This is a genomic window from Pseudochrobactrum mosebachae (assembly GCF_048914685.1).
Lineage (GTDB): Bacteria > Pseudomonadota > Alphaproteobacteria > Rhizobiales > Rhizobiaceae > Pseudochrobactrum.
Genome location: NZ_CP128408.1, coordinates 2,100,919 through 2,124,403 on the forward strand (window position 1 = coordinate 2,100,919; position 23,485 = coordinate 2,124,403).

16 protein-coding genes are annotated in these 23,485 nt (G+C 50.5%); 13 read left to right on the top strand and 3 right to left on the bottom strand.

Annotated features, from left to right (window positions below):
- Window positions 1-271 precede the first annotated feature (271 nt).
- From MP213Fo_RS09655 to ispG, 5 genes are all read left to right on the top strand, one after another.
- Window positions 272-1,384, top strand: coding sequence for a branched-chain amino acid ABC transporter substrate-binding protein (locus MP213Fo_RS09655; RefSeq protein WP_421088819.1), 1,113 nt, complete (start codon window positions 272-274; stop codon window positions 1,382-1,384).
- 222 nt (window positions 1,385-1,606) lie between these two features.
- Complete coding sequence (locus MP213Fo_RS09660; RefSeq protein ID WP_421088820.1) at window positions 1,607-2,725, top strand: branched-chain amino acid ABC transporter substrate-binding protein; 1,119 nt, start codon at window positions 1,607-1,609, stop codon at window positions 2,723-2,725.
- 213 nt (window positions 2,726-2,938) lie between these two features.
- Window positions 2,939-6,397, top strand: a complete 3,459-nt coding sequence (gene pyc / locus MP213Fo_RS09665; protein WP_421088821.1) for a pyruvate carboxylase — start codon at window positions 2,939-2,941, stop codon at window positions 6,395-6,397.
- Between the two features lie 179 nt (window positions 6,398-6,576).
- Window positions 6,577-7,764 (top strand): MFS transporter, encoded by a 1,188-nt coding sequence (locus tag MP213Fo_RS09670; protein ID WP_421088822.1) that lies wholly within the window; start codon window positions 6,577-6,579, stop codon window positions 7,762-7,764.
- A 131-nt stretch (window positions 7,765-7,895) separates the two neighbouring features.
- On the top strand, window positions 7,896-9,167 hold the full coding sequence (ispG, locus tag MP213Fo_RS09675; protein WP_421088823.1) for a flavodoxin-dependent (E)-4-hydroxy-3-methylbut-2-enyl-diphosphate synthase: 1,272 nt from the start codon (window positions 7,896-7,898) through the stop codon (window positions 9,165-9,167).
- A gap of 132 nt (window positions 9,168-9,299) precedes the next feature.
- Here ispG and MP213Fo_RS09680 read toward each other — a convergent pair whose 3' ends face one another.
- The gene (locus tag MP213Fo_RS09680; protein ID WP_421088824.1) at window positions 9,300-10,220 is read right to left on the bottom strand and encodes a polyprenyl synthetase family protein; all 921 of its coding nucleotides are present in this window, start codon (window positions 10,218-10,220) and stop codon (window positions 9,300-9,302) included.
- Window positions 10,221-10,599: 379 nt separating this feature from the next.
- On the opposite strand from MP213Fo_RS09680, the gene mtgA reads away from it, so the two are divergent.
- The 8 genes from mtgA (at window position 10,600) to MP213Fo_RS09720 (ending at window position 20,659) form a co-directional block, all read left to right on the top strand.
- A complete protein-coding gene (mtgA, locus tag MP213Fo_RS09685) occupies window positions 10,600-11,322 on the top strand; it encodes a monofunctional biosynthetic peptidoglycan transglycosylase (RefSeq protein ID WP_421088825.1) in 723 nt (240 codons plus the stop codon).
- Between the two features lie 257 nt (window positions 11,323-11,579).
- On the top strand, window positions 11,580-11,762 hold the full coding sequence (gene rpmF / locus MP213Fo_RS09690) for a 50S ribosomal protein L32 (protein ID WP_022709922.1): 183 nt from the start codon (window positions 11,580-11,582) through the stop codon (window positions 11,760-11,762).
- A 335-nt stretch (window positions 11,763-12,097) separates the two neighbouring features.
- Entirely contained in the window at window positions 12,098-13,282 is a 1,185-nt protein-coding gene (locus MP213Fo_RS09695; protein WP_421088826.1) for an acetyl-CoA C-acetyltransferase, read from the top strand.
- An 876-nt stretch (window positions 13,283-14,158) separates the two neighbouring features.
- Entirely contained in the window at window positions 14,159-17,296 is a 3,138-nt protein-coding gene (locus tag MP213Fo_RS09700; RefSeq protein WP_421091092.1) for a helicase-related protein, read from the top strand.
- 4 nt (window positions 17,297-17,300) lie between these two features.
- Entirely contained in the window at window positions 17,301-17,702 is a 402-nt protein-coding gene (locus MP213Fo_RS09705) for an RNA-binding S4 domain-containing protein (protein ID WP_421088827.1), read from the top strand.
- A gap of 437 nt (window positions 17,703-18,139) precedes the next feature.
- A complete protein-coding gene (gene fdxA / locus MP213Fo_RS09710) occupies window positions 18,140-18,478 on the top strand; it encodes a ferredoxin FdxA (RefSeq protein WP_421088828.1) in 339 nt (112 codons plus the stop codon).
- 438 nt (window positions 18,479-18,916) lie between these two features.
- Window positions 18,917-19,501, top strand: coding sequence for a CarD family transcriptional regulator (locus tag MP213Fo_RS09715; protein ID WP_421088829.1), 585 nt, complete (start codon window positions 18,917-18,919; stop codon window positions 19,499-19,501).
- A 249-nt stretch (window positions 19,502-19,750) separates the two neighbouring features.
- The gene (locus tag MP213Fo_RS09720) at window positions 19,751-20,659 is read left to right on the top strand and encodes an RNA polymerase factor sigma-32 (RefSeq protein WP_421088830.1); all 909 of its coding nucleotides are present in this window, start codon (window positions 19,751-19,753) and stop codon (window positions 20,657-20,659) included.
- Between the two features lie 172 nt (window positions 20,660-20,831).
- Here MP213Fo_RS09720 and MP213Fo_RS09725 read toward each other — a convergent pair whose 3' ends face one another.
- Window positions 20,832-22,292: a M48 family metalloprotease gene (locus MP213Fo_RS09725; RefSeq protein ID WP_421091093.1), complete on the bottom strand. Its 1,461-nt coding sequence runs from the start codon at window positions 22,290-22,292 to the stop codon at window positions 20,832-20,834.
- A gap of 394 nt (window positions 22,293-22,686) precedes the next feature.
- Window positions 22,687-23,430 carry an ATP-binding cassette domain-containing protein gene (locus tag MP213Fo_RS09730; protein WP_421091094.1) on the bottom strand — a complete coding sequence of 248 codons (744 nt, stop codon included), beginning with the start codon at window positions 23,428-23,430 and terminating at the stop codon, window positions 22,687-22,689.
- Window positions 23,431-23,485: the final 55 nt, after the last annotated feature.

A 23,485-nucleotide genomic window follows, 5' to 3' on the forward strand; every position in this document is an offset into this window, starting at 1 on the left:
ATTATATTTATTTTAGATCAGGAATATATAAAGAGATTACAATAATTTACTTTGCGGGAACGAAGTAAGTATTGTGATAATTGCCGGGGATTTCTCCCCGGTCTGCATGCCCGGGGATCCGGTTTCTACAGAATGATTGTAATAAAATAAACGGCTGATCATCAATCAGTTTCACTTTAGTGGATTGGTGGTCATCTGAAATTAATAAACAAAGAGACTGTTTGTTTTAAAGCAGTTTCAACAATGATCATTGTAATGGGAGCAGTTATTCATGAAAAAATCTTTATTGTACGGCGTAGCTTTGTCGGCACTCGTCGCTTTTAGCGGACCTGCTCTGGCTGATGTCCTGATCGGTATCGGCGCGCCGCTAACAGGTCCGAACGCCGTTTATGGGGCGCAGATTCAAAAGGGTGCTGAGGCGGCCGCTGAAATCATCAATGCTGAAGGTGGCCTTAATGGCGAAAAGATCGTTTTCACGCTGGGTGATGACGTTTCTGATCCTAAGCAGGGCATTTCTGTGGCAAACAAATTTGCGGCTGATGGTGTAAAATTTGTTATCGGGCATTTCAATTCGGGCGTCGCCATTCCGGCTTCTGAAGTCTATCAGGAAAACGGCATTCTGGAAATTTCACCGGGTGCTACAAACCCTGTCTATACCGACCGCGGCATGTGGAACACATTTCGTACCTGCGGACGTGATGATCAGCAGGGGCTAGTTGCCGGTAAATATATTGCTGACAATTACAAAGATGCCAAAGTGGCCGTTGTGCATGACAAGACCCCTTATGGTCAGGGTCTCGCGGACGAAACTAAAAAAGCACTGAATGATGCAGGCGTAAAAGAAGCCCTTTATGAAGGCGTGAATGTTGGTGAAAAAGATTTCTCTGCATTGATTGCGAAAATGAAAAAAGATGGCGTTTCAGTCATTTATTGGGGCGGTATGCATGCTGAAGCCGGTCTGATTATTCGTCAGCTGGGAGATCAGGGTCTTAAAGCCCAGTTTATTTCTGGCGATGGTATTGTCTCCAACGAATTGGCTTCAATTGCCGGTGATGCTGTTGCAGGTACACTGAACACTTTTGGTCCTGATCCGCGGAACAATCCGGACAATGCTGAACTGGTGAAGAAATTCCGTGATGCCGGTTTTGAACCAGAAGCCTATACGCTTTATTCCTATGCTGCGATGCAGTCATTGGCAGGTGCGGCTAAAGCTTCGGGTAGCAATGATCCTGAAGTCATCGCGAAAGCATTGAGAGAAGGTACTTTCAAGACCGTGCTCGGCGATCTTTCCTATGATGAAAAAGGCGATCCGAAACTGCCGGGTTACGTAATGTATAAATGGGAGAAGGGTGCGGACGGTAAGTTCACTTACGTTCAGCAGTAAACCTCTCTTTCCAATAAATTGTAAGGCCGGAATCATACCGGCCTTACGTCTGATTATGGCGCAGATATTGCTAATTCAGACGCAAAGAATTCTACCCTATGCACATTTTTGCCATAAAATGAAGGTCAGTTTTGACCGCTGTATAAGGTGGAAAGCCGGTGTTCCGGCGACTTCTGAAGCTGCTATTGTGGCCTCCGGAGCATATTTATGGGAGTAGGAAATATGAAGAAATCTCTATTTTGCGGCGTTGCACTTTCTGCAATGCTAACCATGAGCGGCTCATCATGGGCCGATATTCTGGTTGGCGTCGGTGCACCTTTGACAGGCGGCAGTGCTGCTTATGGTGCACAGATTAAAAACGGTGTTGAGGCAGCTGTTGAGGTTGTTAATGCCGAAGGCGGCCTTAATGGTGAAAAAATTGTACTGATCTATGGCGATGATGTGTCTGATCCCAAGCAGGGCATGTCGGTTGCTAATAAATTTGCCGCAGATGGCGTGCAATTTGTTATTGGTCACTTCAACTCCGGCGTGAGTATTCCGGCCTCTGAAGTGTATGAAGAAAATGGTATTCTGGCGATTGCGCCGGGCACAACCAATCCGGTTTATACCGACCGTGGCATGTGGAACACATTCCGTACCTGCCGTCGCGACGATAATCAGGGCATTGCCGCGGCAAAATACATCGTTGAAAATTATAAAGACGGCAAAATTGCTATCGTGCATGACAAGACCCCGTATGGTCAGGGTCTTGCTGATGGCACCAAAAAAGCCATGAATGAGCTGGGTCTGAAAGAAACAGCTTATGAAGGCGTGAATGTTGGCGAAAAAGATTACTCTGCACTGATTGCCAAGCTCAAGCGTGATGGCGTGAATGTTATTTATTGGGGTGGCCTGCATCCTGAAGCTGGTCTGATTATCCGCCAGATGGGTGATCAGAACCTGAAAGCGCAGTTCATTTCCGGTGACGGTATTGTGTCTAACGAGCTGGCATCAATTGCCGGCGATGCGGTTAACGGCGTGCTCAACACCTTCGGCCCGGATCCGCGTGAAGATCCTGCTAATGCCGAGTTGATCAAAAAATTCCGCGATGCCGGTTTTGAACCTGAAGCCTATACTTTCTATTCTTATGCTGCAGTGCAGTCATTGGCGGCAGCGGCTAAAGCAGCAGGCAGCAATGATCCGATGACTGTTGCAACAGCTATGAAAGAAAAAGGTCCGTTCAAGACAGTTCTCGGTGACCTTTCTTATGACGAAAAAGGTGATCCTAATCTGTCGCCTTACGTGATGTTTGAATGGCGTAAGGGTGAAGATGGTAAGTATAATTATTTCCAAAAGAAATAATTATCTCATCTCCTGAAGCTTTACGCAAAAAGATGCCCGGCCCATGTGTCGGGCATTGCTATTTTGTGTCGTATTTTTTCTGTTCTTTTTTGTAAAATAATTTCAGTATGGTGATGACCTGCCGCTTTCACGGGAACGAGATGCGGTGTGGAACTGCAAGCCAGATTGTTTGCAACTGGCTGCAAAATCCATTGTGCAGTGAGGGAGATTGCTTTGCCTATTCATAAAATTCTGGTCGCTAACCGCTCTGAAATTGCCATCCGCGTGTTTCGTGCGGCAAATGAGCTTGGTATGAAAACCGTGGCGATCTGGGCAGAGGAAGACAAGCTTGCATTGCACCGTTTTAAGGCCGATGAAAGCTATCAGGTTGGCCGCGGGCCGCATCTGGCGCAGGATATGGGCCCGATTGAAAGCTATCTCTCAATTGATGAAGTGATCCGTGTTGCTAAATTATCGGGTGCGGATGCTATCCATCCGGGCTACGGATTATTGTCTGAAAGCCCGGAATTTGCCGATGCCTGTGCACAAAACGGCATCATCTTTATCGGACCTAAAGGCGATACAATGCGTCGTCTTGGCAACAAGGTCGCAGCGCGCAATCTGGCTGTGGAAGTGGGCGTGCCGGTGGTACCTGCCAGCGATCCGCTGCCGGATGATATGGATGAAATCCGTGAAATCGCTGAAAAAATCGGCTATCCGTTAATGTTGAAAGCCTCATGGGGCGGTGGCGGGCGCGGTATGCGCGCTATTCGTCAGCCACAAGATCTGGCGCGCGATGTGGTAGAGGCCAAGCGCGAGGCAAAAGCTGCCTTTGGCAAGGATGAAGTTTATCTGGAAAAACTGGTCGAGCGCGCCCGCCATGTGGAGGTGCAGATTCTCGGCGATACCCATGGCAATGCAGTACATTTGTTTGAACGTGATTGTTCGGTGCAACGTCGTAACCAGAAGGTGGTTGAGCGGGCCCCCGCACCCTATCTCAATGATGCGCAGCGTCAGGAACTGGCTGAGCATGCGTTGAAAATCGCTCATGCCACCGATTATATTGGTGCCGGTACAGTTGAATTCCTGATGGATGTGACAACCGGCAAATTCTATTTCATTGAGGTCAATCCGCGTATTCAGGTTGAGCATACGGTGACTGAAGAAGTGACCGGGATTGATATTGTTAAAGCGCAAATTCGTATTCTTGAAGGCGCTGTGATCGGTACCCCGCAGTCCGGTGTACCGGAACAGAGCAAAATTGTGCTGCGTGGCCATGCGCTGCAATGCCGGATTACCACGGAGGATCCGGAGCAGAATTTTATCCCTGATTATGGTCGTATCACGGCCTATCGGGGAGCTACCGGTTTTGGTATCCGACTGGATGGTGGCACAGCCTATTCGGGAGCGTATATTACCCGTTATTATGATCCGCTTTTGGAAAAAGTAACAGCCTGGGCCTCCACACCGGAAGAGGTGATTTTGCGGATGCATCGCGCATTGCGGGAGTTTCGTATTCGCGGCGTGTCGACAAATCTGACTTTTCTGGAAGCGATTATTACCCATCCGAAATTCCGCAGCAATGATTATACAACGCGGTTTATTGATACGACGCCGGAACTGTTCGAGCATGTCAAACGTCAGGATCGTGCAACGAAGCTTTTAACCTATATTGCTGATGTCACTGTGAACGGTCATCCGGAAACCAAAAACCGCGCATTGCCGGTGAGCAATGGCGCTTTGCCTAAAGTGCCTTATGTGCCGGAAGGCGAGATCAGAAGCGGTACCCGCCAAAAACTGGAAGAGCTCGGCGCACAGAAATTTGCTCAATGGATGCGCGCGCAAAAACAAGTGCTGATTACCGATACAACGATGCGGGATGGTCACCAGTCGCTGCTGGCAACGCGTATGCGCACCTATGATATTGCGCGGATTGCTGAAACCTATGCCCGACTGCTGCCGGATCTGTTGTCGCTTGAATGCTGGGGTGGCGCGACCTTTGACGTGTCAATGCGCTTTTTAACCGAAGATCCGTGGGAACGTCTGAGCAAGGTGCGTGAGGGTGCGCCGAACCTGTTGTTGCAGATGCTGCTGCGTGGCGCCAATGGTGTGGGCTATAAAAGCTATCCGGATAATGTGGTGCAGCAATTTGTTCGCGAAGCAGCGCAAGGCGGCATAGATTTGTTCCGCGTTTTTGACAGCCTTAACTGGGTTGAGAATATGCGCGTATCTATGGATGCGGTGCTGAGTGAGGGCAAATTATGTGAAGCGGCCATTTGCTATACCGGTGATCTGATGAATGCGGCACGCCCGCAATATGATCTCAATTATTATCTAAAGCTCGCGCGTGAGGTAGAAAAGGCCGGAGCGCATATTATTGCCATTAAAGATATGGCGGGGTTGTTGAAACCACAGGCTGCGCGGCAGCTATTTACGGCATTGCGGCAGGAAACTGATCTGCCGATCCATTTTCATACCCATGATACGTCGGGCATAGCGGCGGCTACTGTGCTTGCTGCGGTTGAGGCCGGTGTTGATGCTGTGGATGCCGCAATGGATGCGCTGTCGGGTAATACATCGCAGCCGTGCCTTGGCTCGATAGCAGAGGCGCTGGCAGGTACTGAGCGTGATCCGGGGCTTGATCCGGCCTCAATCCGGCGGATATCTTTCTACTGGGAGGCAGCACGCAATCAGTATGCTGCGTTTGAAAGTGATCTGAAAGGCCCGGCCTCAGAGGTTTATTTGCATGAAATGCCCGGCGGCCAGTTTACCAATCTGAAGGAGCAGGCCCGATCACTGGGGCTGGAAGCCCGCTGGCATGAGGTGGCGCAGGCCTATGCGGATGTGAACCTGATGTTTGGTGATATTGTTAAAGTAACACCATCTTCCAAAGTGGTGGGGGATATGGCGCTGATGATGGTTAGTCAGGATATGACAACCGGCGATGTGACCAATCCTGCCAAAGATATAGCGTTTCCGGATTCGGTGGTGTCGATGATGCGGGGTGATCTGGGACAGCCACCGGCGGGATGGCCAAAAGAGCTGCAGAAAAAAGTGCTGAAAGGTGAAACGCCTTTCACGACGCGTCCCGGCGCTTTACTTGCACCCGCTGATCTTGATGCAGACAGGCTGGAAATTGAAACAAAATTAGAGCGCAAAATTACGGATCAGGAATTTGCATCTTATCTGATGTATCCGAAAGTCTTCACGGATTTTGCCAGTGCGCAGGTTTTATATGGTCCGACAAGCGTGCTACCGACGCCGGTTTATTTCTATGGCTTGGCGCAGGAGCAGGAAGTGTTTGTGGAGATCGAGCGTGGTAAAACACTGGTGATCCGCAATCAGGCAATTGGTGATGCTGATGATCAGGGCATGGTCACGGTATTTTTCGAGCTGAATGGCCAGCCACGACGTATCAAAGTGCCGGATCGGGCACGTGGTGCAGGCAAGGGTGTGCGCCGCAAGGCAGAGCTGAATAATGAGGCACATATTGGTGCGCCGATGCCTGGCATTGTTTCAGCGGTTGCGGTGGTGAGTGGGCAAAATGTTAAAGCGGGCGATGTGCTGCTTTCCATTGAAGCGATGAAGATGGAAACCGCTTTGCATGCCGAGCGTGACGGTGTGCTGGGCGAAGTGCTGGTGCGCACCGGCGACCAGATTGATGCCAAGGATTTGCTGATTACCTATGCCTGATCTGATGTTCATATCTTTGTCGCAGTGAAGTGATTTGCTTCGCCTGTAAAGTCCGGTCATTTACAGGCGAAGATAACAGGATACAAGCTGGCTTAACCGGATCGATTTTCGCTGTTTTTGAAACTGTTCCGGCGCTACATATCACTGAGATTGTATTGTGAACCTGATGGAGCAATTTTGTGGACGGTAATGCAGGGATCAATACAGCACTGGCCGGCAGTGACGCAGATATGCGTTATTATCGCTGGGCAGTGGCCGGTGCTTTTTTTGCCAATGGCTTTGTAACCGGTAGCTGGGCTTTACACATTCCGTTGCTTTTGACCCGCCTCGGGGTTTCCGAGGGCGTGTTCGGCCTGCTTATTCTGGTGTTTGGCCTTGGTGCCTTGGCAGCAATGAGCTATTGCGGCCCGCTGCTTACCCGTTACGGCTCTGACGTGGTTACCAAGGTTTTTGCGGTCGGTGTGGCCTTCTGGCTGATTCTGGTGGCACTGATCGGCAATCTTTATGTTGCGGTTCCGGTGCTGTTTATGTTCGGCGCGGTTGTTGGCGGTATGGATGTGGCGATGAATGCCAATGCGGTCGCGGTTGAAAAAGCGCTTGGCCGTGCATTGATGTCTTCTTCCCACGGCTTCTGGAGCCTTGGCGGCTTTGCAGGCAGCGGGCTGGGCAGTTTTATTTTGCATTATCAAAGCGCCGTCAGCCATGCGGTTGTGGTTACGCTGATTGCCGGTTCTATTATGTTGGTTGCATTGCCGAAACTGGTGCGTGACCGCCAGCCAAAAACGACGGAAAAAATACGCTTTCAACTGCCCAACCAGCCGGTCATTTATTTAATCGGGCTGATGGCATTGTTTGCAATGGTGCCGGAAGGGGCGGTGCTGGACTGGGCGGCCGTTTATATTCAACAGGCTTTTAATGCCGATCTTACAACAGCCGGTTACGGCTTTGCGGCATTTTCCGGTACTATGGCGCTGGTGCGTTTTCTGGGCGATGGCGTGCGCAATCGTTTCGGCGCGGTGCGTACTTTCCGTGTTTCGATTATTGTTGCTACATTAGGCTTGTTTGTCAGTGGTTTTGCACCACATGCATGGATAGCGATCCTTGCTTTTGCGGTTGCCGGGTTTGGTATTGCCAATATTGTGCCGATTATCTTTTCGGCTGCTGGTAACCAAAGCGGTGTGCATGCAGGAACGGCCTTAAGCCTTGTGACATTGATGGGCTATTCCGGTATTCTGGTGGCACCGTCACTGATCGGATTTATCGGCGGACATACCGGTTTCGGGCCGGTTTATATGGTGCTGGCACTGATGTTGGTAGTGGTATTCATACTTTCACCGCTGGCAAGTGCCGCAGATCAGAAAAGATAATAGAACTTTCGTAACGGGTGCTGTAAGACTGTCACAATTGCTCTACATAACCAGTTGGGTGCTGGCTTAGCGGCCTGAGACGCAGCGGCAGTTCAACCGAAATTTCAAGATCACTTTAAGATTGCACGATCATGGCTTCTGAAAATCTCCATTATTACGCTCATCCTTTTGCCCGCCGCATCTCTGTGGGCGTTAAAGTTGGTGGCGTTATGGTCGGCGGTAATGCACCGGTTGTTGTGCAATCAATGACCAATACCGATACGGCGGATATTGACGGCACTGTGGCACAGGTTGCCGCTCTGCATCATGCGGGTTCAGAGCTGGTGCGTATTACTGTTGACCGCGATGAATCGGCTGCTGCCGTGCCAAAAATTCGCGAACGACTTGAGCGCCTCGGGCTTGATGTGCCGCTGATTGGGGATTTCCATTATATCGGCCACAAGTTGCTCTCAGACCATCCTGCTTGTGCCGAAGCTTTGGCGAAGTACCGGATCAATCCCGGTAATGTTGGCTTTAAAGACAAAAAAGATAAGCAGTTCGCCGAAATTATTGAAATGGCTATCCGTTATAACAAGCCGGTGCGCATTGGTGTGAACTGGGGGTCGCTTGATCAGGAATTGCTGACCACGCTGATGGATCGCAATCAGGCGCAGGGTGCACCACTGACCGCGCAGGAAGTGATGCGTGAGGCAATTATTCAATCGGCGCTGATTTCAGCAGAGCTTGCTGAAGAAATCGGTTTGCCGCGCGACAAGATTATTCTTTCTGCCAAAGTCAGTCAGGTACAGGATCTGATTGCGGTTTATGCGCAGCTGGCTAACCGCTGTGATCATGCGCTGCATCTTGGCCTTACCGAGGCTGGTATGGGTACCAAGGGTATTGTCGCATCTTCGGCAGCTATGGGCATTTTATTGCAGCAGGGGATTGGTGATACAATCCGTATTTCGCTGACACCTGAACCTAATGGTGACCGCACCCGTGAAGTGCAGGTCTCGCAGGAATTGTTGCAGGTCATGGGCTTTCGTCAGTTCATACCGATTGTTGCTGCTTGCCCCGGTTGCGGACGCACAACCTCTACTGTGTTTCAGGAGCTGGCACAGACCATCCAGAATGATATTCGTACTAATATGCCGGTATGGCGCGAAAAATATCCGGGTGTTGAGAGGCTGTCAGTTGCGGTAATGGGTTGCATTGTTAATGGTCCTGGTGAATCAAAACATGCGGATATTGGTATTTCATTACCGGGCACCGGTGAAACACCATCCGCTCCGGTTTTCGTGGATGGTAAAAAAGTGACCACATTGCGCGGCCCTGCAATTGCTGAAGACTTTCAGAAAATGGTCGCAGACTATATTGAAAACCGCTTCGGTATGGGCACCAATAAACCGCTCGCTGCCGAATAATAAGTGGTAAAAATTTTTGAGCGTTACCCGGTTTAAAAGCAGCTTCAGGAAAAGTGGGCACCGGCTTTCCGTCCGAAACTGCGTTTAAACATATAGTATAGAGCGGTTTTGTTGGCTTCAGCAGCTGATGGATCAGCTCTGGCGCAGGGCAATGAAATGCGCAGCCTCTTTCAAGGTCTGTGCCTTTTCACCAAAGGGTGCGAGCAGGTCTTCAGCTTGCGCTACCAGACCCGCAAGCTGTTGCCGTGTCCAGTCCACACCATGCAGTGATACCAGTGTGGCTTTACCGGCAGCGGCATCTTTACCCGTTGCCTTGCCCATAGTTGCGGCATCAGCGGTCACATCAAGTAAGTCATCTGCCAGCTGAAAAGCCAAACCAATCGCCGAGCCGAACTCGGCCAGACGCTCACGCTCCTGCTCACTGGCATTGCCGATGATCGCGCCTGCTTCACAGGCAAAGCGTATCAATGCGCCGGTTTTCATGGCTTGCAATGTAATTATTTCAGCCTCGCTCGGACTGGCCGTTTCTGCCATCAGATCCAGAGCCTGACCGCCGACCATGCCGCCAATACCGGCAGCGCGTGCCAATGAAGCAACCAGATCAAGGCGGGTTTTTACCGGTAATTCGGTTTCATCACAGGCAATAATATCAAATGCATAGGTCAGCAGGCCGTCACCGGCCAGAATCGCTGCGGCCTCATCATAGGCCTTATGCACTGTTGGCATGCCGCGGCGCATATCATCATCGTCCATTGCCGGCAGATCATCATGCACCAGTGAGTAGCAATGGATACATTCCAGTGCTGCTGCAACACGCAAGGCGGCCGCCGGATCAGCATCATAAAGACGCGCAGTTTCGGTGACCAGAAACGGGCGCAGGCGTTTTCCGCCATTAAGCGCGCCATGACGAATGGCTGCCATCAAACGCGGCGGGCGGGTAACTTCGCCAAGACGCGGGCGTTCATCCAGAAGCCTGATCAGCAATTGCTCAACAGTTACGGCATGAGCTGTTAATTGCTGTTCAAAACCGGAAATATCATGATCGTTTTTCATGGAATGGGCATGAACCATTCGCCGGTAATAATCAACTGCTGCAAAGGCAATGTGTCTGAAATTTAACTGCATAATGGGTGAAGCTGAATGGAGGCGGCCATGGCTTTGGTTGATGCATAAAAACCATGCGCTATATTTATTTGCCAAAAAACCGGCTTAAAGCGCTTTGCTATTGTGGCGCAGCTTTAAAAACACGCATATTTATGCAGTAACAATTATCGAAATACGTTATGCCGCACAGAGTATCGTGTGTGCGAGACTATCTATATGATGTTTACGCAAGTGCTATAAAGCAGAGTGGTAGAAAACGCTTAAACCACTGATGGTTTATGTTTTCAGCAAGTGCCCGGAAACTGGCTACGGAGACGATACGGTCGCAATGACAAAACTTGTCATTCATAATGAGGACGGAACCAGTTATCTGGCCGATCCTGCTCGCGCCCGGCCGTGGCGCTGGCTTAAACGCCTGCTGATTCTGGTGGTTGTGGCGCCATTTGCTCTGTTATTGCTTTATAAATTACCTTTTGTGCATCCGGTGTCGACTTTGATGGTCAAAGATCTGGTGCTGCTGAAAGGTTATGAACGCCAATGGGTGCCGCTTGATGATATTGCGCCGGTCTTGGTGAATTCCGTGATGATGTCTGAAGACGGCCAGTTTTGCAGCCATAGCGGTATTGACTGGAACCAGATGAAACTGGTGCTGAGCGCGGAAGGAGAGCCGAGCCGTGGTGCCTCTACCATACCGATGCAGACGGTTAAAAACCTGTTTCTGTGGAATGGCCGTTCTTATACGCGCAAAGCGTTGGAATTGCCGCTGGCACAGGCTGCCTCACTGATTCTTTCCAAGCACCGGATTATGGAGATTTATCTCAATATTGTGGAGTGGGGCGATGGTATCTATGGCGTTGAAGCGGCAGCACAGCATTATTTTAAGCGCCCGGCCTCGAAATTAAATGCCCGTCAGGCTGCATATCTTGCTGTGACCCTGCCTAACCCGATTCTTCGCGATGCCTCTAAGCCGAGCCGCGGAATGGTGCGGATTGGCCGTATTATTGAACGCAGAGCCCAAAATAGCGGTGCTTATGTGTGGTGTGTGCAATAATTCGGGTGAAATCGGCTAAAAACATGAAAGTTTTTTGTCCTTTATCCCGAAATAGTGCTATAGGGCAGCGACTGAAATACATTTCTGAGCAAGTTTTAAGCCGGTATATCGGGATTTGCATAAAAAAATGCGAGTCCTGCTGGTCAAACGGCGGGCGAGCGTGTATATGCAGCAAAACTTTCCGGAACAATGTCCGATGTGACAGCCTTTTACGAGGCACCCGGACATTCGATTGACTAATCACTGGAGCAGAATCCATGGCTGTACCTAAACGAAAAACTTCCCCTTCGAAGCGTGGCATGCGTCGTTCGGCCGATGCGCTGAAGGCTCCTACCTATGTTGAAGACAAAAACTCAGGTGAACTGCGTCGCCCACACCATATCGATCTGAAAAGCGGTATGTATCGTGGTCGTCAGGTTCTGGAGCCAAAGGAAGCGTAATTTCGCTTTTTTGAGCTTTTATTTAAAAAGACCGGCTTTTAGCCGGTCTTTTTTTGTTTGAACGGCTATTCCGTCCGCGCATCATATTTTGTGCCCGCAGAGTGTTTTCAGCGCTGATAATGCGCAATTATGTAAGATATGAGCGCTTTAACGCCTGTGATACAGCAAAGTGCAGAGCAGGGTGATGCGAAAAATTCAGAACCATGATTGCATTTAACGGCATAAGTTTGTGTAACTGCAGGTATAATGCGATGAAATACGCATGTGGTAATCCTGCATGTTGCAGGCAGGCTATAATCCTGCATATTGCAGATGGGATGGAGAAAATATTGGTTATGAGCAAAGAAACAACAGTTGTGATTGCCAGCGCTGCGCGCACACCGGTTGGGGCATTTAACGGTGCATTTGCCAATGTGCCGGCGCATGAGCTGGGTGCAACAGCGATTAAGGCCGCGCTGGAGCGCGCCGGCGTTGCAGCGGCAGATGTGGATGAGGTTATCTTCGGGCAGGTGCTCACTGCCGGACAGGGGCAGAATCCTGTACGTCAGGCGGCTATTGCTGCCGGTTGTGCCATTGAATCCACCGGCTTTGCGATTAACCAGCTCTGCGGTTCTGGCCTGCGCGCAGTTGCGCTGGGTATGCAGCAGATTGCATTGGGTGATGCATCGGTTATCGTTGCCGGCGGTCAGGAATCCATGTCGATGGCACCGCATTGCGCTAATTTGCGTTCGGGCACCAAAATGGGTGATCTGACCATGATTGATACGATGATGAAAGACGGTCTGACCGATGCTTTCCATGGCTATTCAATGGGCGTGACTGCTGAAAATATTGCGGATCGCTGGAAGCTGACCCGTGAAGAGCAGGATAATTTTGCACTTGCCTCACAAAACAAGGCCGAGGCCGCACAAATAGCGGGCCGCTTCAAAGACGAGATCGTACCCGTCACAATCAAGACCCGTAAAGGGGAGGTTGTGGTTAGTGATGACGAATATATCCGTCACGGTACTACGATTGAAGCTTTGCAGAAGTTGCGTCCGGCTTTTGATAAAGCGGGCAGTGTGACTGCAGGCAATGCCTCCGGCATTAATGATGGTGCGGCAGCAACCGTGCTGATGAGTGAGGCTGAAGCTGAGCGCCGTGGTATCAAGCCGCTGGCGCGTATTGTTTCTTGGGCAACTGCTGGTGTTGATCCGGCAATCATGGGCACAGGGCCTATTCCAGCCTCACGTAAAGCGCTGGAAAAGGCTGGCTGGACAGTGGCTGATCTCGATCTGGTCGAGGCCAATGAGGCGTTTGCTGCTCAGTCCTGTGCGGTTGTGCGCGATCTGGGGCTTGACCCTGCGATTGTGAATGTGAATGGCGGAGCGATTGCTATCGGTCATCCGATCGGTGCTTCCGGTGCCCGCGTTCTCACAACGCTGCTGTATGAAATGCAGCGCCGTGATGCCAAAAAAGGCTTGGCTACCTTGTGTATTGGTGGCGGTATGGGAATTGCGCTTTGTGTGGAGCGCGATTGAGGCTGATTTGGCTAAATCATCTATGTAAATCTTAAGATTTGAAGCCGTATAACTACTGACGAGCCACGGGAAAATTAACCTTTCCGTGGCTTTTTCAGCTTTATCAATCATCGCAAGGCACTGCTTATACTATATATTGTGTTTATGTTTTGAAATATGGCTGCATATTGTGAGAACAGGACGGGAACGTTGTCAGGGCAGCGATTCGTCGCTGATTCGTTCAGGGTTTGGACGGAAGCTTAACAAAGAGCGGGCTTTTTCTTTGGATTGGTAGGGCTTTATTAATCTCAATTAATGCGATGAGGAGTTATTGAGGATTTTTCATGGGGGCATCGCTGACGCTTCAGCTTTAAAACTACAAAAGTTAATTTAAGCCGTTGTCGCAGGGCGAGGCTGTATATCAGAATTCTGTATATTGTGTTTGTTTTTATCAAAAGCACATGATCTAGATTTGAACAAAATAAGAACCATCTGAAAACGTTGATTCGTAGCCCGTTTGTTCGTCTGGTGTTCTTATCGTTAATATTGGTGGTTTATACGGTTTTAGCGGGCTTGGAAGAGCGTAGCGCAGTTGGTTTCAAAGTGTGAAAACGAATATTAACAGTGTTTTCGTGGTTTTTAGTCTTTTTAATAAGTTTTGCGTTAAAAGAAGTCATAAAGGCAGCATTCAAGCCCTTTTAGTCAGGGTAAGATAATGCTAACTGCAACAGCAGAAGAGATGATTACTGTCTGTTCAGTTGCTTGCATGTTTTGAATATACAACATGGAGCGCAGATCAGGCAGATATCATGGCCGCGACTTCATGAGACGAGGAATAGTCAGTTCCGCATGAATGAACAAAAAAACTCATTGACGCCTCCGGCACCGGCGGCGTCTGTGCGATCCGGTACGCAACCATTTGCAGTGACTGAACCGTTTATCGTCAGCGGTCGTGATGTGACTGCTGTGCTTGGTCCTACCAATACCGGTAAGACGCATCTGGCGCTTGAGCGTATGCTCGCCCATGAAAGCGGAATTATAGGCCTGCCACTACGCCTTCTGGCGCGTGAAGTGTATAACAAGCTGGTCGCTAAAGTTGGCGCGGATAAAGTGGCGCTGGTTACCGGTGAAGAAAAAATCATCCCGTCTGGCGCCAAATATTCGGTCTGTACAGTTGAGGCATTGCCGCGCCAGACCAATGTTGCCTTTGTGGCTATTGATGAAGTGCAGCTGGCAGCCGATCTTGAGCGCGGCCATATTTTTACTGATCGTATTTTGCACTTGCGCGGCAAGCAGGAAACCCTGCTGCTTGGTGCTGCAACCATGCGCGGTATTTTGGAAAAGCTGTTGCGTGGTATTAATATTATTACCCGTCCGCGGCTCTCGCAGCTGGTTTATGCCGGATCTAAAAAGATTACACGGCTGCCACGCCGCAGTGCTATTGTCGCGTTTTCCGCCGATGAGGTCTATGCGATTGCAGAGCTGATCCGGCGCCAGCGCGGTGGTGCGGCGGTGGTTATGGGCGCGCTTTCTCCGCGTACCCGCAACGCTCAGGTTGAACTTTATCAAAATGGTGATGTGGATTTTCTGGTCGCAACGGATGCGATTGGCATGGGTCTGAACCTTGATGTCGACCATGTTGCTTTTGCGCAGGCGCGTAAATTTGACGGTTTTCAGTATCGCGATCTTAATGCGGGCGAGCTTGGCCAGATTGCCGGTCGTGCGGGCAGGCATCTGCGTGATGGTACTTTCGGGGTGACCGGACAGGTTGATCCGTTTGATCGTGCACTGGTGGAGCGGGTAGAATCGCATAATTTTGATGCGGCCAAAGTCTTGCAATGGCGCACAGTGCAGTTCGATTTTGCCAATATTCGTGCTTTGCGACACTCTCTGGAGCGCTCAGCCCCTATAGAAGGCTTGACACGGGCACTGCCTGCGGTTGACATGCAGGCGCTGGAAAATCTGTCACGCGATGATGATATTGCGCGGCTGGCGGATAATCCAAAACGCGTTGAAATTTTATGGGATGCCTGTGCACTCCCCGACTATAGAAGGATTGCGCCAGCACAACATGCTGATATTATTGCTGCAATCTATAAAGACATTGTTCGCAAAGGTTTTGTGGACGAAGACTATATGAGCGAACAGGTGCGCCGTTCAGATCGAACGGATGGTGAGATTGACACATTGTCTCATCGTATTGCACAAATTCGCACATGGACATATGTGTCGCATCGGCCGGGTTGGCTGGCAGATCCGACACATTGGCAAGAAAAGACGCGCGAAATTGAGGACAGATTGTCCGATGCGTTGCATGAACGGTTGACGAAACGCTTTGTAGACCGCAGGACAAGCGTGCTTATGAAGCGCCTGAGAGAGAATGCCATGCTAGAAGCAGAAATTAGCCCGACAGGGGATGTCCTTGTTGAAGACCACAATGTTGGGCAATTGGAAGGGTTCCGATTTACCGCCGACGTCAAGGCCGAAGGGTCTGACGCAAAAGCGGTAAAGGGGGCAGCACAAAAAGCGCTGGCCGCTGAATATGACCGACGTGCCGAACGCTTCGCAGCGGCGGCCAACGGTGATTTCGCGCTTGGCTCTGACGGAATTATGCGCTGGATCGGTGCACCGGTTGCAACCTTGGTTGCCGGTGACAGTGTGCTGAAACCGCGTGCGGTTTTGCTTGCTGATGAGCAGCTGACAGGCGCATCCCGTGAAAAGGTACAAAGCCGTATTGAACGCTTTGTTTCCCATCATATTGAAACTGTTCTGAAGCCACTGCATGATTTAACGCAGGCTGATGCGCTGACCGGTATGACACGTGGTCTGGCCTTCCGTCTGGTTGAAAATTTCGGTACTATTCAGCGCCGTGAAATTGCAGAAGAAATCCGTGGTCTTGATCAGGATTCCCGTGCTGCATTGCGCCGCTTCGGTGTACGTTTTGGCGCTTATCATGTGTTCATTCCGGCTCTTCTCAAACCGGCACCAGCCGGCTTGATGACGCTGCTTTGGGCGTTGAGCAATGACGGCCGCGAACGCGCCGGTTATGGCGATGTGGTGCAGGTGCTGGCAGCAGGACGTACCTCCGTTGTCGTTGATCCGAGCTTTGATCCGGTTTTCTACAATCTGGCCGGTTATCGTGTGCTGGGCCGCCGTGCTGTGCGCTTTGACATTCTGGAACGTTTGGCGGATCTGATCCGTCCGGCACTGGCATGGCGACCGGGCACAGGTTTGCGCGCTGAAGGTGCTTATGACGGTTCCCGCTTTATGGTTACGCCATCGATGATGTCGATTCTCGGCGCAACTCCGGATGATATGGAAGAGGTTCTGAAAAGCCTCGGCTATCGTCATGAAGCGTTAGAAGCGCCGGTTGTAACTGCCAAGCTTGCTGAACTTGATGCATTTGCTGAAGCTGATGCAGCCAAGAAAGCTGAAGAAAAGCCCGTTGAGGCAGTTGCTGAACTTGGTGCTGAAGCCATTGCTGCTGAAGCCACGCAGACTGCTCCTGCAAGCGCTGTAGTAGAGACTGCTGAAGCGGCGCCAGTTGCTGAAGTTGTTACTGAGGTTACTGAAGGTGATAAAGCTGAAGCATTGATTGCCGGTGAGGCTGCGGAAACTGTTGCTGCAGAAGAGCCTGTGAAGATGATTCTGCTGTGGCGTCCGGGTCGCAGTGATAACCGCAATCAGCCGCGTGAACAGAACCGTAACCGTCCGCGTCCGCAGGGCAATCGCCGTGCGCCTGCCAAAGACGGTGCAGTAAGCGGCGAGGCGCCTGTTGCTGTTCCGGCTGACAAGGACAATCAGGGTCGTGAAAACCGCAGCAAGCGGTTTGAAAAAGCGGCACGGGTTGATTTCCGTAATGGTGAACAAAAATCTAGCCGCAGCGATCACCCATCATCGGGCAAGCCACGTCATGGCAAGCGTGATCATGGTCAGGATCAGAAGCGTCACGAGCGCACAGAGCGTCCGGTTCAGGTGGATCCGGATTCACCGTTCGCCAAGCTTCTGGCTCTGAAAGAACAGCTGAAGAAGTAATCCTATGGGCGCGGGCGTTCCGAAGCAACGCATTGATAAATGGTTGTTTTTCACCCGCGTGGTAAAATCACGCTCGCTGGCTGCAAAATTGAGCTCCGGCGGGCGTGTTCGTATTAACCGCGATAAAATCGATCAGGCCTCCCACGGCATTAAAATTGATGATGTGGTTGCAGTGACGCTTGATCGACGTGTGCTGGTTTATAAAGTGCGTGCTCTTGGTGAGCGGCGTGGCTCTGCCACTGAAGCGCAATTGCTCTATGAAGATATAACACCGGTATCTGATGCGGCGCAGGCAGGTGCACCTGCCGTTGAACGGCGGGATGCAGGGTCGGGGCGCCCGACAAAGCGCGACCGGCGCATAACCGAGCGACTTAAATCTTCCGGCATGATTTATGGTGATGACTAATCCTGCTGCGGTTACAGAAATTCTGATGGATGAATTGTGCCGCTTTACTTGTCAGTTGAGGTCGTGTTTTTAAAGAATCACTGCAAGGCAGAATCTGTTTCTTTTTTACCAAACTGTGATGCGCTAAAGCTAAAACCCCCTTGCAAGCTGTGCTTAAAGTCGTTACCTGACAGACAGATTTTCTGTTGCTGTTTGTGTAATATTCAATTGCATATGGAGCGGAAATCATTTCGGGTGGCGCATTGGCTGGCGAGCATAGCCGATTTTCTGATCACCCAGAGTATTTACTTGTCGCCCGGTTTGGTGCGACGAACCCAAATCTCTAGAGTGTGTAGTGTTTATCTAAACTCCATACCCGCTCTGTTTCGTTGTTTTTACGCATGGTCGCTGTCGTTAAATGAGATCATTTGGCTGCGACATGCATTAGGAGTTCGACGATGACTTATGTCGTGACCGACAACTGCATTCGTTGCAAATATACGGATTGCGTAGAGGTCTGCCCTGTCGATTGTTTCTATGAAGGCGAGAATATGCTCGTCATCAATCCTGATGAGTGCATTGACTGTGGTGTGTGCGAACCAGAATGCCCTGCAGAGGCTATTCGTCCGGATACAGAGCCTGGTCTTGATAAGTGGATTGAGCTCAACGCTGAATATTCAGTGAAGTGGCCAAATCTGACCATCAAGAAAGAGCAGCTGCCTGAGGCGGTTGAAATGGACGGCGTAACCAATAAGCTTGAACAGTTCTTCTCTGCGGAGCCAGGCGAGGGGGATTGATTCCCTGTCGTTTTTAGCTGTCGCCGGTAAAACCCGCCTTATTAGTTAACAAGTTATTAACGCAATCCGCTGTCAGGCGCGGGTTGCAGCTGCATTTTGTTGATTCTGCCGGTTTTTTGTGTTAGTGTGAAAAACAATGTCGATGAGCAGCGTCATTTCGTGGCGGCTAAAGGTATTCACTGAAAGGCTGATATTAGTTACAGGCTGAAATAGTGCCGGAGCAAGTTTTTTGTCAAATTTTTGCTCCGTCCGTTTAACCTGTGATTTTTTATGCTTATTTTTTACCGGACGCAGCCCCTTTTTTATTCTGTTTCGACACCGTTTTAATCAGCTGTCAGTTGGCTTCGTACCCCGCAGAGCTCGCTTACAGGACTGATTGTATCACCGCGTGTAAACCGGCGTTCTAGACGCCGGACACTACAGGGAGTATTGAAGCGTATGTCATCCCAGCAGAAGAAAGCCTCGGTTCGTCAGGGTTTTAAGACGGGCGAGTCTATTGTGTATCCGTCGCATGGTGTAGGGCAGATCGTAGCTATCGAAGAGCAGGAAGTGGCAGGCATGAAGCTTGAACTTTTTGTTATCGATTTCGATAAGGATAAAATGCGCCTTAAAGTGCCGGTTGCCAAAGCAGCGACTATTGGTATGCGTAAACTGTCTGAAACTGATTTCGTTGAACGCGCACTGAAGGTGCTGCAGGGTCGCGCTCGCGTTAAGCGCACCATGTGGTCCCGCCGTGCGCAGGAATATGATGCAAAAATCAATTCCGGTGACCTGATTTTTATTGCTGAAGTTGTACGCGACCTGTTCCGTGCTGATAACCAGCCTGAGCAGTCTTATTCTGAACGCCAGCTCTATGAAGCTGCCCTTGACCGCATGGCTCGTGAAGTTGCGGCCGTGAACAAGGTATCAGACACTGAATCAGTGCGTTTGATTGAAGCCAATCTGGCAAAAGGCCCTAAACGTGGCGCCAAAACCGATGAGGTTGAAGCAGAAGCTGAAGATGAAGAGGCTGAAGCCGCATAATCTTTTCTGCTACTTTGTTTTCAACAACGCCGCTCTGTTTCGCAGGGCGGCGTTGTTGTATCGACAGATATATGCATTTTACAGCGAAAATTGCTGTCCGATTTTCATGCTGATTTTTTATATTTTATGTTGTTCTAAAATAAGCATAGGGAACCACTCGGCCAGTTCTGCGTTTTAAACATAACGGATACGCGATCACAGGCTGATTTCCTGCAGGTTGCGTTTCATTCCTTCGTTATGGAGAGCGAAATGAAGCTGATAGCATCCCCTGCCTTTTCAGCGGTAACGACACGTTCCGTCCCTTATGTATCCTCCCGCAATTTAATCCGCAGCGCTATGAGTGCGCCCTATCTTGAAAAAGAGCAGGAGCAAACACTGGTTCTGCGCTGGAAAGAGCAGGGCGATCAGCATGCGCTGGATCAAATTACTTCAGCGCATATGCGACTGGTCATTTCCACTGCTTCAAAGTTCCGTAAATCTGATTTGCCGATGGCAGATCTTATTCAGGAAGGCACAGTAGGGCTGATGGAGGCCGCTTTCCGCTTCGAGCCGGATAGGGAGGTCAGGTTTTCAACCTATGCGATCTGGTGGATCAGAGCGTCGATACAGGACTATGTTTTACGCAACTGGTCGATCGTGCGCGGCGGTACCAGTTCTGCCCAAAAAGCGCTGTTCTTCAATCTGCGCCGATTGCGTGCCAAACTGGCGCAAAGCAATGAAAAAATCTCCAAACAGGAAGTCTATAGCCGGATTTCAACCCAGCTCGGGGTGAGCGTCAAAGATGTTGAATTGATGGATTCCAGATTATCCGGCCCTGACAGCTCATTGAGTATGAGCGTTTCACCTGATGACAGTCGTGCTGCCGAGAAAATTGATTTTCTGACCGATGATCGCCCGCTGCAGGATGAGGTGGTTGAAAATATGATTGATAGTGAAAGACGGGTCAGCTGGCTGAAACAGGCGCTTTCAGTGCTCAATGAGCGCGAACTGAAAATTATCCGTGAGCGTCGGCTGAATGATGATGTGGTAACGCTGGAAATGCTGGGCACCAAGCTTGGAATTTCAAAGGAACGTGTGCGCCAGATTGAAAATCGTGCACTTGAAAAGCTTCGCGCTGCCTTACTGACCCAGAATGGTGTTGCCGGTTATCATGCCTGAATAATTCGTATCTCATGCGCCATTCAGGTTGATTTCTCTTTTTAAGACATCAATATCCATCAGGCTGAAACAGCCATAGCTATGACAATGCGATAAATCTAGAATCTGGAGCGAGGGCTGCGATCCAACCTGATCGTTCCCTGCTCTAGATGGATATTTGGGCGCCATATTTTTATTCGCTGATGATTTTAACGCGGTCGCCAGCAGACACATTGCCGCCCGCCGGAAGTGCATTGAGCAGGCGGAACAGCTCAAGCTTGCGTTCTGTTCCCTGCATCTGAGTGGCAATGGAAGCAGCACTATCTCCGGCTTTAACCGGCACCACGCGAATGCGCAGCGGTTTGGCTGCGGCTTGTTCTCCGGGCGTGAGAACACGGAAACTGCTGGTTGCAAATTGTGTGGCGCTGGTCAGAGCATTGCTGCCTTTAGGCGCGGCAACCAGAAAACGGTAAACTTTGGCACCTGATGCGATCACAACAATTTCAAATTGCCATTTATCGGCGCTGGCACGCGCCGTGGCGGCGGGCAGACCATTAATTGTGGTTGTTTGCACCGAATTGTCATCCAGCCCTGTAACCCAGCCGCTGCGCAGATAGGTGGCAAGATCGCTACCTTGAGCAAGGGCCGCGCCATCAAAACGGATAGCAACTTCACCGGGGCCGCTGGCCATCACTGCGGTTGCAGAATTATCAATACTGAAGCCTTGCGGTACGCTGAAAGTCACACCAAGCTTGGGATGGATAAATGTGCGCCCGCGTACAAAACCTTCCTGCGGGGTGTCACCATAGAGCAGGCCATCAATACCTGTCAGGAATGAATCACGATCCGTGGTGCCGACACCGGGTGCGCCGATACGCCGTGCATGACCAATTGCGAGATCAATACGTTGTGGTGTTGCAGGATGAGAAGCCAGAAAATCGAGGCTGGCATCGGTTGCGCCCGACACCGAGCGAAAGCCGGTATAGGCTTCCATGGATTGCAGAAAGCGTGCCGAGGCAAACGGATCATATCCGGCAGCACCAATCATTTTGATGCCGATCGCATCGGCTTGTAATTCCTGATTACGCGAGAACTGGGCAAGGCGTAATTTGCTGCGGATCGCGGCTTCACGCCCCGCGGCTTCATCGTGCAGAACTTCTGATGCCACACGTTTAGCAATGATGGATTCCGCCTCTTTGGCTTGGCGCAAAATTCCGTGATTGGCGGTGACATGACCCATTTCATGGGCAATTACAGCAGCCACTTCTGAGGAATCATTGGCGAGTGCCAGCAAACCGCGCGTGATGTAGAGATAGCCGCCGGGCAATGCAAAGGCATTGATGTTAGGGCTGTTGAGAATCGTAATCCGGTATGTCTGGTCAGGATTATCGGAAACAGTGGTGAGTTTTCCGACAATTTTAGCCACCATGCGCTCAAGCTTGGCATCATTATATTCGCCGCCATAGGTGGCAAGAATACGCGGATGCTGCTGTGCGCTCAGCTGCGCGAGCCTGTCATTTTTGCTGACATTGGCAACGGTGACCGGATTGGCCGAGGGGCCAAGCACATCGGGATCGGTAAAATCAACCGAACGGCAGGCAGAGAGCAGCGCAACCAGGCCAAGAACGGCGGCGCGTTTAAAAACCGGAGGCATTTTGGAAACTGGAGTCACGGAGGGCCTTCCGGAAATGCTGCCGATATGTGCCCTTAATTGTCTGTCCAGTGTCGTATCCTCGGTTAATTGCGAAAGCTTAGCGTATCCTGAAAGGTAGATAAGCAAATTCTGATTATTAATTCTACCCACAAAACTGCCGAAAAATCTGGCAGGCCGCGGATGATGCACCATGTGCCAATGATATAGGTCTGAGAATATAAGCATTAAAGAGCTGAAGAGAAGTGAAATGATATTTGCGGCATTTCACAAATTGTCAGGTCGTTTAATGAAGTACAGAGATAATGTGTTTTGCGCTATGAGGTGTATGCACAAAACACAATGCTTTTTAAAAGAAACACTATGGCAATATCACGTCCTGAACGCGCGTAGCCTATCAGAAGGCGGAATTGGCTGCATTGTTGCCCATATAATTACGGATAGCTTCCGGCCCTTCAGATGAGAGCATATAAGAAGCCTCGCCCTGTGCTTTGATCCGGCCATTGGCCAGAAAAAATAATGTGGACTTAAAGCGCAGAGCATCTTCCGGTGTATGGGTTACCATAATGACTGTGATACCGGTTTCCTGCTGCAAATCTCTGATCAGATCCAGCATCTGATGGCGTAATGCCGGCCCCAAAGATGCAAAAGCTTCATCCAGCAGCAAGACCGGTTTGTTTCGTACCAAAGTTCGCGCAATGGCTACGCGCTGACGCTCGCCGCCAGACAGAGCTTCAGGCTTGCGGGTTTCTTTGCCGGTTAATCCCACACGATCCAAAGCATATTGGATGGCTGCTTGATCGGACTGGTTGAGCTTTAGGGAGGGGGAGCGCCCCAGCCCGACATTCGAGCGCACATCAAGATGGGCAAACAGATTATTATCCTGAAAAACCATAGAAACCGGCCGGTTAGCCGGCGGGTCGCGGCTGATGACAGCGCCGTTAATTTTGATCGAGCCGGATTGGGGCAATTCAAAGCCGGCGATCAGGTTGAGAAGTGTAGATTTGCCTGAACCACTCGGGCCAACAATAATACCGGTTTGGCCGGCAGGTAAATGCAGATCAAACAGCATCTGCGTTTCACCAAACGCAAAAGCAACCTGATCGAGCGTGATCGCCGCATTGTGGCGCTGCGCAGGCATAGTCATGGAATGATTCATGGGGTGCTTCAAAGAGTGCTTCATGAGGGGCGTTCCG

Excerpts from the sequence above, each read along its gene's own strand:
- MP213Fo_RS09655 (WP_421088819.1), top strand. The coding sequence starts at position 272 with ATGAAAAAATCTTTATTGTACGGCGTAGCTTTGTCGGCACTCGTCGCT.
- MP213Fo_RS09660 (WP_421088820.1), top strand. The coding sequence starts at position 1,607 with ATGAAGAAATCTCTATTTTGCGGCGTTGCACTTTCTGCAATGCTAACC.
- ispG (WP_421088823.1), top strand. The coding sequence starts at position 7,896 with ATGGCTTCTGAAAATCTCCATTATTACGCTCATCCTTTTGCCCGCCGC.
- MP213Fo_RS09680 (WP_421088824.1), bottom strand. The coding sequence starts at position 10,220 with ATGAAAAACGATCATGATATTTCCGGTTTTGAACAGCAATTAACAGCT.
- mtgA (WP_421088825.1), top strand. The coding sequence starts at position 10,600 with ATGACAAAACTTGTCATTCATAATGAGGACGGAACCAGTTATCTGGCC.
- rpmF (WP_022709922.1), top strand. The coding sequence starts at position 11,580 with ATGGCTGTACCTAAACGAAAAACTTCCCCTTCGAAGCGTGGCATGCGT.
- MP213Fo_RS09695 (WP_421088826.1), top strand. The coding sequence starts at position 12,098 with ATGAGCAAAGAAACAACAGTTGTGATTGCCAGCGCTGCGCGCACACCG.
- MP213Fo_RS09705 (WP_421088827.1), top strand. The coding sequence starts at position 17,301 with ATGGGCGCGGGCGTTCCGAAGCAACGCATTGATAAATGGTTGTTTTTC.
- fdxA (WP_421088828.1), top strand. The coding sequence starts at position 18,140 with ATGACTTATGTCGTGACCGACAACTGCATTCGTTGCAAATATACGGAT.
- MP213Fo_RS09715 (WP_421088829.1), top strand. The coding sequence starts at position 18,917 with ATGTCATCCCAGCAGAAGAAAGCCTCGGTTCGTCAGGGTTTTAAGACG.
- MP213Fo_RS09720 (WP_421088830.1), top strand. The coding sequence starts at position 19,751 with ATGAAGCTGATAGCATCCCCTGCCTTTTCAGCGGTAACGACACGTTCC.
- MP213Fo_RS09725 (WP_421091093.1), bottom strand. The coding sequence starts at position 22,292 with ATGCCTCCGGTTTTTAAACGCGCCGCCGTTCTTGGCCTGGTTGCGCTG.
- MP213Fo_RS09730 (WP_421091094.1), bottom strand. The coding sequence starts at position 23,430 with ATGCCTGCGCAGCGCCACAATGCGGCGATCACGCTCGATCAGGTTGCT.